Source organism: Kitasatospora sp. NPDC004240 (assembly GCF_053603215.1).
Map to the genome: position 1 here is coordinate 1 of NZ_JBSGFD010000012.1, position 11684 is coordinate 11684.

11 protein-coding genes are annotated in these 11684 nt (G+C 75.8%); 1 reads left to right on the forward strand and 10 read right to left on the reverse strand.

All coding sequences use genetic code 11. From position 1 onward, the window contains the following. Positions 1 to 79 precede the first annotated feature (79 nt). Together ACWEQL_RS05465 and ACWEQL_RS05470 are read right to left on the reverse strand one after the other, a co-directional pair. Positions 80 to 790, reverse strand: coding sequence for a GntR family transcriptional regulator (locus ACWEQL_RS05465; RefSeq protein WP_452148847.1), 711 nt, complete (start codon positions 788 to 790; stop codon positions 80 to 82). Between the two features lie 239 nt (positions 791 to 1029). Further along, positions 1030 to 1905: an NAD(P)-dependent oxidoreductase gene (locus ACWEQL_RS05470; RefSeq protein ID WP_452148848.1), complete on the reverse strand. Its 876-nt coding sequence runs from the start codon at positions 1903 to 1905 to the stop codon at positions 1030 to 1032. Between the two features lie 171 nt (positions 1906 to 2076). Between ACWEQL_RS05470 and ACWEQL_RS05475 the strand changes: the two genes are divergently transcribed. Beyond that, positions 2077 to 2652: a TetR/AcrR family transcriptional regulator gene (locus ACWEQL_RS05475; protein WP_452148849.1), complete on the forward strand. Its 576-nt coding sequence runs from the start codon at positions 2077 to 2079 to the stop codon at positions 2650 to 2652. 307 nt (positions 2653 to 2959) lie between these two features. Here the strand turns inward: ACWEQL_RS05475 and ACWEQL_RS05480 are convergent, their stop codons facing one another. The 8 genes from ACWEQL_RS05480 to ACWEQL_RS05515 form a co-directional block, all read right to left on the reverse strand. After that, positions 2960 to 3913, reverse strand: coding sequence for an ornithine cyclodeaminase family protein (locus ACWEQL_RS05480; protein ID WP_452148907.1), 954 nt, complete (start codon positions 3911 to 3913; stop codon positions 2960 to 2962). A 62-nt stretch (positions 3914 to 3975) separates the two neighbouring features. Then, positions 3976 to 5004: a proline racemase family protein gene (locus ACWEQL_RS05485; protein ID WP_452148850.1), complete on the reverse strand. Its 1029-nt coding sequence runs from the start codon at positions 5002 to 5004 to the stop codon at positions 3976 to 3978. Next, positions 5001 to 6374, reverse strand: a complete 1374-nt coding sequence (locus ACWEQL_RS05490; RefSeq protein WP_452148851.1) for an aldehyde dehydrogenase family protein — start codon at positions 6372 to 6374, stop codon at positions 5001 to 5003. The genes ACWEQL_RS05485 and ACWEQL_RS05490 overlap by 4 nt, the downstream gene beginning before the upstream one ends. 105 nt (positions 6375 to 6479) lie before the next feature. After that, a complete protein-coding gene (locus ACWEQL_RS05495) occupies positions 6480 to 7484 on the reverse strand; it encodes a proline racemase family protein (RefSeq protein ID WP_452148852.1) in 1005 nt (334 codons plus the stop codon). A gap of 126 nt (positions 7485 to 7610) precedes the next feature. Beyond that, positions 7611 to 8474: a dihydrodipicolinate synthase family protein gene (locus ACWEQL_RS05500; RefSeq protein WP_452148908.1), complete on the reverse strand. Its 864-nt coding sequence runs from the start codon at positions 8472 to 8474 to the stop codon at positions 7611 to 7613. 232 nt (positions 8475 to 8706) lie between these two features. Continuing rightward, positions 8707 to 10131 carry an FAD/NAD(P)-dependent oxidoreductase gene (locus ACWEQL_RS05505; RefSeq protein ID WP_452148853.1) on the reverse strand — a complete coding sequence of 475 codons (1425 nt, stop codon included), beginning with the start codon at positions 10129 to 10131 and terminating at the stop codon, positions 8707 to 8709. Further along, positions 10112 to 10426, reverse strand: coding sequence for a (2Fe-2S)-binding protein (locus ACWEQL_RS05510; RefSeq protein WP_452148854.1), 315 nt, complete (start codon positions 10424 to 10426; stop codon positions 10112 to 10114). The genes ACWEQL_RS05505 and ACWEQL_RS05510 overlap by 20 nt, the downstream gene beginning before the upstream one ends. A 32-nt stretch (positions 10427 to 10458) precedes the next feature. Next, complete coding sequence (locus tag ACWEQL_RS05515; RefSeq protein ID WP_452148855.1) at positions 10459 to 11616, reverse strand: NAD(P)/FAD-dependent oxidoreductase; 1158 nt, start codon at positions 11614 to 11616, stop codon at positions 10459 to 10461. Positions 11617 to 11684 lie beyond the last annotated feature (68 nt).

Genomic DNA, 11684 nt, shown 5'->3' on the forward strand with positions numbered 1-11684 from the left:
CGGCCGGGGGCCCCGACCGCTCAGCGCCCCGGCCTCAGGACCGCCGGCCCCAGCGGCCCCGACCTCGGCGCCCCCGACCTCAGCGGGCGCGCAGGCGCAGGGCCGGGCGCTCCTCCTCGGCCTCCTCCTTGTGGGCGGCCCAGAGGGAGCGGACGTGGCCCAGGTGCCGGGACATGCAGGCCTCGGCGGCCTCGGCGTCGCCGGAGATCATCAGGTCCAGGAGTTCGAGGTGCTCCTCGGCGGAGGAGACGAGCTCGCCGCGCTGGTCGAGGCGGGTGAGGCCGTACAGGCGGGAGCGCTTGCGCAGGTCGCCGACGACCTCGACCAGGTGGGCGTTGCCGGCCAGACCCAGCAGGTCGAGGTGGAACTGGCGGTCCGTCTCCAGGTAGCCGATGAGGTCGTGCTTACGGGCCGCGGCGACGATGGCCTCCGCCTGGGGGCGCAGGGCCTCCAACTGCTCGGCGGTCGCGCTGCGGGTGACCCGGCCGATGGTGGGGATCTCGATCAGCGCGCGGATCTCGGTGTACTCGTCGAGGTCGCGCTCGGTCAGCTCGGTGACCCGGAAGCCCTTGTTGCGGACGGCCTCGACCAGGCCCTCACGGGCGAGGTCGAGCATGGCCTCGCGGACCGGCGTGGCCGAGACGCCGAAGTCGGCGGCCAGGGCGGGCGCGGAGTAGACGACGCCGGGGCGCAGTTCACCGGAGATCAGCGCGGCACGCAGGGCGTGGGCGACCTGGTCGCGCAGCCGCTCCTGGACGGAGATCAGGGTGCGGGGTTTGGGGTCGGCCATGGTGCTCCTCCGATGGTTGCAGAACACCAGTGTACAATGTCACGTTACGTTGAGTGTGCAACATTCCGGGATCCGGACACCCCGGGCGACCCGTCGGATCACCACGACCTCCACAGCCCAACAGCCCCGCCGGGCGCGCACGGTGACCACCACGGGCACCACGGACACCACCACGGGCGGCGACCATACTGGCAGCTCGCCGCCGGCCGCGACAACGGCCGGCGGCGGATCGGCCTCCGCTACCGCCGAACCCCCTCACCCAGCAGCCCGATCAGACCGGTCACGCTGTCCCCGCCGCGGCCCGCCTCGACCCCCTTGCGGAAGATGTCGACCAGCAGCGCCGGCAGCGCGCCGTCCACCCCGGAGGCCTCGGCGGTGTGCAGCACGTGCTCGACGCTGGCGAGCCCCATGGCCAGCCGGTCGACGTCGCCCTCGTGATGCCCGGCCGCGATCCTCGGGGCGTAGAAGGCGAGGAAGCCCGGCAACGAGGCGGCCGTCGAGCTCGCGTACGGCAGGAACTCGTCGGCCGGGATCCCGTTGGCCTCCGCGACTGCGGTGGCGTGCAGGTAGCCGAGCAGCGAGGTCCAGAACAGGTCCATCTGGATCTGGTAGTAGAGCGCGGCCAGCCCGGGGTCGTCGCCGCGGTAGTCGGCGCCGGTCAGCACCTCCAGGGTGGCCCGGTGCCGCCGGAACAGCTCGACCGGGCCGCTGTAGAAGGTGGACGACTCGGGCCTGCCGATGCCCGAGGGCGGCACCTGGACACCGCCGGTGAGCTGTCCGGCGCCCCGGGCGGCCAGCCATGCGGCGGCCTCACGGGCCCGCTTCGGGGTGTCGGAGCTGAGGTTGACCACCGTCTTCCCGTCGAGCACCCCCTCTGCCCGCCCCAGGACGGCGTACACCGCGTCGTAGTCGGTGAGGCTGAGCACCACGAGCTCGTTGGCGGCGATCGCCGCCTCCGCGGTCGGCGCCGGCACGGCGCCGCGCGCCACCAGCTCCTCGGCCCGGGCCGCCGTGCGGTTCCAGACCGTCACCGGGTGGCCGGCGTCCAGGAAGGCGCCGGCCATGGCGGTGCCCATCGGGCCGAGGCCGATCACGGTCACAGGCTGCTTGGACATGGGTGTCCCCCTTCTCGAAAACGGGCGCCCTTCTCGAAATCGGGCGCGCCGGGAACGGGCCCCGCACCTCACGATCGGAGCCCGCCTAGAACGAACGCTCTATCCAGTGCTCAGAACGTAGCACACCCTAAAACGAACGCTCTATTCATTCCGTGGGCTAGACTGCCCCGCGTGAAGACCACCACCGGCACCCGCGAGCGGATCGTCCGGGCCACCTCCCGGCTGCTCCAGCGCCAGGGGTACGAGGGCACCGGCATCAAGCAGATCTCCAAGGAGTCCGAGGCCACCCTCGGCTCCGTCTACCACTTCTTCCCGGGCGGCAAGCAGGAACTGGCGGCCGAGGCGATCCGGCACGGCGACCAGGAGTTCGCGGACCTGCTCCGCGCGGGCCTGGCGGCGGCGGACGACCCGGCCGAGGCGATCACGGTCTGTACCCGGATGCTCGCCGAGGCCCTTCGCGCATCGGACTGGCAGGACGGCTGCCCGATCACCACCACCGCCCTGGAGACCGTCGGACGCGCCCCGGGCATCGAGCAGGCCGTCGCCGAGGCCTTCACCCACTGGCGCGCCATCGTCGAGGAGAAGCTGCGCACCGCCGGCCTCACCGAGGACGACGCCCGCGACCTGGCCGCCACGGTGATCAACACCCTGGAGGGAGCCGAGCTCTCCGCCCAGGTCTCCCGCAGCGAGGAGCCGCTGCACCTCGCCGGCCGCCACCTCGCCCGGCTGATCGGCACCTACCGCTGACCACACCCGGGCGCGCCCGGGCGCGCCCGGGCACCTGGGCACCTGGGCACCTGGACATCCCGGCAGCCCGCACACACACATGGGGCCGGAGCACGAAAAGGGCCGGTGCGACGGGAGACCCCTCCCCCTCGCACCGGCCATCACCGGGAAGCGCTCAGGCCGACGACGGCACCCAACGCCCTTCGCCCACCTCCCGCGGCAACGACGGGCCACCACCCCGCCTCGACTGTGCCGCGTGATCCCCGCGCTCCCGGGGTCCTCTTCTCCGCGGGGCCGTCCGCTCCGCGGGGCCATCCGCTCCGCAGGGCTACCCGCTCCGCAGGGCCATCCGTTCCGCGGGGCCATCCGCCCGCCCCCGGCGGTGGATCTCCGCGGCGACCGCCAGGTCCTGCCAGGCCATGCCGACGCTCTTGAAGAAGCGCGGCCGGTCCGCCGGCACCGGCGCCCCGCCGTGCACCAGCTCGGCGAGGTTCCACAGCGGGTCGGCGGCCGTCACGCCCGCCATCAGCAGGTCACCGGCCTCCCGCAGCGCGGCGGTCCGCGCCTCCACGTACAGCTCGGCACGCGCCACCAGGGTGGCGTCCACCTCGCGGGCCTCGGGCTCGTGCGAGCCGACGGCCACCACGGCGGCGTGGTCGGGCACCAGCGCCCCGTCGAACAGCGGGGTGCGCGCCGTGGTGCAGCAGACCACCAGGTCGGCCGCCGCCACGTCGTCGGGCGTCCCGACCGAGGCCGCGAGCCCGTGGGCCCGGGCGTAGGACGCCAGTGCCTCGGCGGGCGCCTCGCTCCGGGCCACCACGGTGACCCGGTCCAGCGGCCGGACGGCGAGCAGCGCGTCCAGGTGCCCGTACGCCTGCGGCCCGGCGCCGAACAGCACCAGGTGGCGGGCGTCCGGCGCGGCCAGCCGGCGCAGGGCGACGGCGGTGACGGCGGGTGTGCGCAGCGCGGTGAGCGCGGCGCCGTCCAGCAGCGCGAGCGGTTGCAGGGTGGGCCCGTCGAGCAGCAGGTAGCTGCCGGTGATCCGGGGCAGTCCGGCGGCCGGGTTGGCGGGCGCGACACCCGCGATCTTCACCCCGGTGTACGCGGCCGAGGCGGCCGGCATCAGCAGCAGTTCCCCGGCGGGCACCCGTACATTGGTCCGGGCGGGCCCGGCCTCCGGGTCGAGCCCCTCCAGCAGCACCCGTTCGACGGCGTCCGCGGCCTCGACGGGCGTCAGCTCCGGCCCACCACCCCCACCGAGGCCACCGACCGGACCGCCCAGGCCCCCGCCGAGGCCACCGACACCACCGACGAGGCCCCTCGCCCCCGCCGCACCCGAGCCGCTCACAGCAGGAACCCCGTCCCGAGCGCGTCGTCCCCGTCGAGCACGAAGCGGTGCTCCCCGGTGCGGTGGGCGGTCCCGGTCACCTCGGTGACCACGCCCTCGCCGCAGGGATCGCCCGGCAGCACCCGCCCGGTGAAGACCGTCCCGATGATCGACTCGTGCCGCAGTTCCTCCCCGGGGGCGAGCCGCCCCTCCGCGGCCAGCACCGCGAGTCGTGCCGAGGTGCCGGAGCCGCAGGGCGAGCGGTCGATCTGGCCGTCCGCGAAGACCGTGACGTTGCGCTGCGAGAGCCGCCCCGACACGTCCTCGGGCAGCTCGTCGTGGAGGATCACCCCGTAGACGCCGGACAGCCGCGGGTCGTCCAGGTTCCGGACGGCGACGGAGCCGTCCAGGGCGGCGCGGATCTCCCGTCCGACGGCGGTGAGTTCGGCCAGCTGCTCGGGGACCACCGAGAGCCCCACCGCGGCGGCCGGCAGCGAGACGTAGCAGGCGCCGGAGTGCGCGACCGCCACCTCGACCTCGCCGCGCGAGGTGCTCACCGGCAGCTTCAGCGCGCTGACCACGGTGGGCACGTTGCGGAAGGTCACCCCGGTGGTGCGCCCGCCGGCGCGGTGCACCAGGGCGGTGACCCGCCCGGAGGGGACGTCGATCCGCACCCGGGCGACGCCGTCCTCGGGTGCCGGGACGAAGCCGGAGTCCACCGCCCAGGCGCCGAGCGCGATGGTGCCGTGGCCGCAGGCGGTGGAGTAGCCGTCCTTGTGCCAGAACAGCACGCCCAGGTGCGCCTCGTCGTCGTCCGCCGGGACGAGGAAGCCCCCGTACATCCCGGCGTGGCCGCGCGGTTCCCGGGTGAGCAGCTGCCGGACGGTGTCCAGCGCGCTGGGCCGGGGCGCGGTGGCGGTGCCGCCGGCGCCGAGGGCGATGGCCCGGCGTTCGGCCACGCTGTCGCCGGGGATCACGGGCGTCCCGGCGATCACGATCCTGAACGGCTCGCCGGCCGTGTGGTAGTCGACGGTCTCGACGATCATCGCGGGCTCCCGGCCGGCAGCACGCTGATGGTGCGGCTCACGGTGTAGAAGTCCAGTGCGGCCTGGCCCTGTTCGCGGTCGCCGTGGCTGGCGCCCTTGGCCCCGCCGAACGGCAGGTGAAAGTCGACGCCGCTGGAGGGGGCGTTGATCCGGATCATGCCGGCGTCCAGCCGGTCGGCGGCGGCGAGCGCCACGTCCAGGCTGCCGCTGTGCACCGAGGTGGACAGCGAGTGCGGGGTGTCGTTGGCGATGGCGATCGCCTCGTCCAGGTCGGCGGCCGGCAGCAGGACGGCGATCGGCCCGAAGAACTCCTCGCGGCGCAGCGGGTGTTCGGCCGGGACGTCGGCGAGCAGGGCGGGCTCGACGTACCAGCCGGCCCGCTCGGGCACGGCCCCGCCGACGAGCACGGTGGCCCCCTCGGCCCGGGCGGTGGCGAGGGCGCCGGTGAGCCGGTCACGGGCGGCGGCGTTGATGACCGGGCCGCAGGCGGCGTCCAGTGCCGCCGGTTCGGCGAGCGCGGCGAACACCTTGACCAGGGCCGCGCGCAGCGGTTCGTAGGCCTCGCCGACCGCGATGATCCGGCTGGTGGCGGTGCACTTCTGGCCGGCGTACCCGGCGACGGCGTTGGCGATGTGCGCGGCGGCCTGCTCGGTGTCGGCGTCGGGCAGGACCAACGCGGCGTTCAGGCCGCCGAGTTCGGCCTGAACGGGGACGCCGCGCCCGGTGGCGGCCCGGACCACGGCCCGGCCGACGCCGGTGGAGCCGGTGAAGGAGACCACGTCGGCGGAGTCGACCAGCGCCACGCCCTCCTCGGCGCCGCCGGGGACGACGGTGAGCACGTCCTCGGGCAGCCCCGCCAGCTCGGCGAGCCGCAGCGCGCAGGCGGTGGCCTCGGGCGCGGGCTTGAGCACCACGGTGTTGCCGACGGCGAGCGCGGGCGCGAACTTCCAGGCCGGGATGGCCAGCGGGAAGTTCCACGGGGTGATCAGCCCGGCGACCCCGTACGGGCGGCGGCGGGTGAGCAGCAGGCCCTCGCCGGCCGCGGTCTCGTGCACCGCGCCGGAGGGCGCGTACGGCGCCTGGGCGTAGTAGCGCAGGATGGCGACGGTCCGGGCGACCTCGCCGCGGGCCTCGGCGACCGGCTTGCCGACCTCGCGGACGACCAGCGCGGCGAGTTCGTCGGCGTGCGCCTCGACGGCCGCGGCGGCCCGGCCGAGCGCGGCGGAGCGCGCGGCGCTGCCGGCGGCCCGCCAGGACTCCTGGGCGGTGCGGGCGCGGGCGACGGCGTCCCGGACGCCCTCGGCACCGGGCGCCTCGACCTCGATCACCAGGTCGGCGGGGTCGGCGGGGTTGTGGGAGGTGATGCTCACGGCAAGGCCTTCCGGAGGGGATCGGAGCTGGAAGGGGGGACGGTCCCGGAGTAGTGACCCCGGGGCGGTGGCAGCAAGGTGGTGGCCCGGGGAGCGGGCCCGGGTTCAGAGCAGGAACCCCGCCGGGAACGGGTCGCTCGGGTCCAGGAAGTACTGCGCGGTGCCGGTGACCCAGGCCCGGCCGGTGACGGTGGGCACCACGGCGGGCCGTCCGGCGACCTCGGTCTCCTCCACCAGCCGGCCGGTGAAGGTGGTGCCGATGAAGGAGTCGTTGCGGAAGTCCCGGCCGATCGGCAGTTCGCCGCGCGCGTGCAGCTGGGCCATCCGGGCGGAGGTGCCGGTGCCGCAGGGCGAGCGGTCGAACCAGCCGGGGTGGATGGCCATCGCGTGCCGCGAGTGCTCGGCGGTGGAGCCGGGGGCCAGCAGCTGGACGTGGTGGCAGCTGTGGATGGACGGGTCCTCCGGGTGCACCGGCCGGTCGGGGCCGCTGTTGACGGCCTCCATCAGGGCGAGGCCGGCGTCCAGGATCTCCTGCTTGCGTTCGCGCTCGAAGGGCAGCCCGAACTCGGCGAGCGGCAGGATGGCGTAGAAGTTGCCGCCGTACGCGAGGTCGTAGCCCACGGTGCCGTACCCGGGCACCTCGATCTTCCGGTCCAGGGCGACCGCGTACGAGGCCACGTTGCGGATGGTGACCGCCTTGGCGGCGCCGGCCTCGACGTGGACGTCGGCGACGACCAGCCCGGCGGGGGTGTCGAGGCGCACGGTGGTGACCGGTTCGACGACCGGCACCATGCCGGTCTCGACCAGCACGGTGGCGACCCCGATGGTGCCGTGGCCGCACATCGGCAGCAGGCCGGAGACCTCGATGTAGAGCACGCCGAAGTCGGCGTCCGGCCGGGTCGGCGGCTGGAGGATCGCGCCGCTCATCGCGGCGTGGCCGCGGGGCTCGTACATGAGCAGGGTGCGGAAGTGGTCGAGGTGCTGCTGGAAGTGGACCCGGCGCTCGGCCATGGTGGCGCCGGGGATGACGCCGAACCCGCCGGTGATGACCCGGGTCGGCATGCCCTCGGTGTGCGAGTCGACGGCGTGGAACACGTGGCGGCTGCGCATGGCTACTCCGGCTCCGTGGATGGGGGGTGGGGGCCGGCTGCCCCCGCAGCCGGCCGGTTCCTGACATCGGGCGCGGGCGGTCTCGCCCGCGCGGGGCCCGTGCGCGTGGCGCGGGCCCGTGGCGTGTTACGCGAGGCCCTCGGCGAGCGCCTTCTCGGTGGCCGAGCGGACGGCGGCCTCGATCTCCGGGTTCAGCGGCAGCCGCGGCGCGCGGGTCGGCCCGCCGGGACGGCCGGCGATGTCCATGGAGAGCTTGATGGCCTGGACGAACTCGGTCTTGGAGTCCCAGCGCAGCAGCGAGTGCAGGTTCTTGTAGAGCGGCAGCGCGGTCTGCAGGTCGTGCGCGACGGCCGCCCTGTACAGCGCGACGGAGGCCTCCGGCAGGGCGTTCGGGTACCCGGCGATCCAGCCGACCGCGCCGGCCAGGGCCAGCTCCAGCAGCACGTCGTCGGCGCCGATCAGCAGGTCGAGGCCGGGGGCCAGCTCGGCGATCTCGTACGCCCGGCGGACGTCGCCGCTGAACTCCTTGACCGCGACGATCGAGCCCTCGCCGTGCAGCTCGGCCAGCAGCTCGGGCACCAGGTCGACCTTGGTGTCGATCGGGTTGTTGTACGCCACGATCGGCAGCCCGGCCTTGGCGACCTCGGCGTAGTGGGCGCGGACGGCGGCCCGGTCGGCGCGGTAGGCGTTCGGCGGCAGCAGCAGGACGGAGCCGGCGCCGGCCTCGGCGGCCTGCTCGGTCCAGCGTCGGGACTCGGCGCCGCCGTACGCGGCGACGCCGGGCATCACGCGGGCACCGTCACCGGCGGCCTCGACGGCGGTGGTGACGACGCGGGCGCGCTCCTCGGCGGTGAGGGTCTGGTACTCCCCCAGCGAGCCGTTGGGGACGACGCCGTCGCAGCCCGAGTCGATCAGCCAGCGGACGTGCTCGGCGTAGGCGTCGTAGTCGACGGAGAGGTCCGGGCGCAGCGGGAGCGTGGTGGCGACCATGATGCCGCGCCAGGGCCGGGTGGTGTCGTGCGGGGTCTGGGACACAGGTGACTCCTTGGTGAGGTGTGACATTTTATTAGAGAGCGCGGACGGAGACAAGGGTCCCCGCCCACGTCGTGCGGGCCGGTTTCCGGACAACCCCGGGACAGCCCCAGGACAACCCCCCGGAGAACCCGCCAGGTCCCCGGAGACCCCCGGGGGCCGGCCGGGGGCCGGCCAGGGAACCGGACGGTCAGCCCACCCCGTCCGGACCGGCGGCCGCGCCGGCCGCCAGCTGGGACAACGGCACCGGGCAGGCCAGTGGACGGCTGTCCGCCCGGGCCTCGGTCGAGCCGGACAGGCAGGCCAGGGCCGGACCGCACATCCGGCCCTGGCACCACCCCATCCCGGCCCGGGTGAGCAGCTTGACCGTGCGTGCGTCACCCGCGCCGAGCTCCTCCACCGCCTCGCGGATCCGCCCGACGGGGACCTCCTCGCAGCGGCAGACGTCGGTGTCCTCGCGCAGCCACCCGGTCCACCCCGGCGCGGGGCGGTGGGCGGCGGCCATCAGCTCGGCGAAGGCCCGCAGCCGGCCGCGCCGGCGCAGCAGCGCGGTGCGCACCGGACGGTCGGCGACGGCGTGCGCGGCGAGCTCGCCCTCGGCGATCGCCAGGTCGGCGCCGCCGACCCCGCAGGTCTCCCCCGCCGCCCAGAGCCCGGGGACGCTGGTGCGCAGCCGGGCGTCGACCTCCAGCGCGACCGTGCCGTCGGGGACGGTCCGGGTCCGGGCACCGAGTTCGGTGGCGAGTTCGATCTGCGGCACCAGGCCGTGGCCGACGGCGAGCGCGTCGCACGCGATCCGCCGCTGCGTACCGGGCACCGGCCGCCAGTCGGCGTCCAGCCGGGCCACCGTGACGGCGGTGACCCGGTCGGTGCCGTGCGCCTCGACCACCGCGGCGCGCCGCCGCAGCCGCACGCCGTGGCGCAGCAGCGCGCCGCCGTGCCCGGCGCCCTCGACGAGTTTGGCCGGGACGGCGGCCAGCACGCCGGGGCGCCGGGCGTACCCGAGGTAGTCGGTGGCCTCGACGACGGCGGGCACCGTGGCCCCCGCGGAGACCAGCGAGGAGGCGGCGGCGAGCAGCAGCGGGCCGCTGCCGGCCACCACGATCCGGCGGCCGGGCAGCACCAGGCCGCCCTTGAGCATCGCCTGCGCGCCGCCGGCGGTGACCACACCGGGCAGCGTCCAGCCGGGGAACGGCAGCTGCCGCTCGTACGCGCCGGTGGCCAGCAGCACCTTCTCCGCCCGGACGGCCGCGCGGTCGCCGGCGTCCGGCCCGAGCGTGACCCGGACCGTCCACGGCCCCGCGGAGCCCTCGGCGGGCCGCTCCAGCGCCCACACCTGGTGGCCGGTCAGCTGGTCGAGCCGGCCGGCGGCGCGGGCGGCCTCCAGGCGCCGGGCCAGGCCGGTGTAGACGGACCAGCCGTGGTGCAGCCGGTCGGGGCGGCGGGCGCCGAGGCCGGGGGCGGGGTGGCGGTAGTACTGGCCGCCGGTCCGGGGGCCGGCGTCCAGCAGGGCGCAGCGCAGGCCGAGCTCGGCGGCGGTGACGGCGGCGGCCAGGCCGGCCGGGCCGGCGCCGATCACGGCGAGGTCGTAGACGTCAGACGGCGAGGTCGGCACGGCCGTGGCCCTCCTGGGTGGTGACGGTGGTGCCGGGTTCGGCCGGGAGCAGGCAGGTGCGCTGGTTGGGCCGGCCGTCCACGGTGGCGAGGCAGTCGAAGCAGGCGCCGATGCCGCAGAACGCGCCGCGCGGGCGCCCGCCCACCCGGGTGGTGCGCCAGGCGAGCACGCCGTCGGCCCAGAGCGCGGCGGCGATCGTCTGCCCGGGCAGGGCGGCGACCGGGCGGCCGTCGAACTCGATGGTGTGGGCGGGGCCGGGCTCGGCCTCGACCAGCTCGGCGGGGGTTCGGCGCATGGGGGAGGCGCTCCGTTCCGGGTCGGGGGTGGTCAGGCGGCGGCCGGGAATCGCTCGGCCCGGAAGGGCGCGAGGTCCAGCGAGGTCTCCTTGCCGGCCAGCTGCTCGGCGATCAGCAGCCCGGTGACCGGCGCCAGGCCGATGCCCGCGCCCTCGTGGCCGCAGGCGTGGTACAGCCCGGGCACCCGGGGGTCCGCGCCGATCGCCGGCAGGTGGTCCGGCAGGTACGGGCGGAAGCCCCGGTAGGCGCGCATCACGCTGACCCCGGCGAGCACCGGGAACAGCGCCGCGGCCCCCGCGGCGAGCCGGTGCAGCACCTCGGTGGACAGGGTGCGGTCGAAGCCGACCCGCTCCCGGCTGGCGCCGATCAGCACCGGCCCGCCGGGGGTGCCCTCCACCACGGCGGAGGTCTGCAGCGCGGCCGAGCCGCTGGCGACGTCCGCGACGTAGTCGGCGGCGTAGACCTTGTGCCGGACGATCCGCGGCAGCGGCTCGGTCACCAGGACGAACCCGCGCCGGGGCATCACCGGCAGGTGGACGCCGGCCAGCGCGGCGAGCTCGCCGCCCCAGGTCCCGGCGGCGTTGACCACGGCGGGGGCGTCGAGCCGGCCCTGGTCGGTCTCCACCCCGAGCACCGCCCCGCCGCCACCGGTGCGCACCGCCCGTACGGTCTCGCCGGTGTACAGCACGGCGCCGTCGCGGCGGGCCGCGCGCAGCAGGTGGGCGGCGGCCAGGGCGGGCTGGACCTGGGAGTCCTGCGGGTAGTGGAAGCCGCCGGCCAGGCCGGGGGCCAGGTGGGGTTCGAGGTCGCGCAGCCGGTCGGCGGGGATCTCCTCGGAGAGCACGCCGGCCGCGGCCTGCCGGGCGGCGAAGGCGCGCAGGGCGTCCTGGCCGGCCGGGGCGGAGGCGACCACCAGGCCGCCCTTGGCCTCGTACTCGACCTCCGGGCCGAGGGTGTCGGCCAGCTCGCGCCAGAGCCCGGTGGAGTACAGCGCCAGGTCGAGCTCGGGGCCGGGTTCCTTGTCGGAGACCAGCAGGTTGCCCTCACCGGCCCCGGTGGTGCCGCCGGCGACCGGGCCGCGGTCGACGACGGCGACGGAGAGGCCGGCGCGCGCGGCGTAGTGGGCGCAGGCCGCGCCGACCACTCCGGCGCCGACCACGACGACATCCAGGGAAGGTCTCTTGGGCACGTCAGTAATATGTCACATTCCATGGCGGCTGCCAAGACGGCCCACCGCACCTCACCGCACCCTTGCCG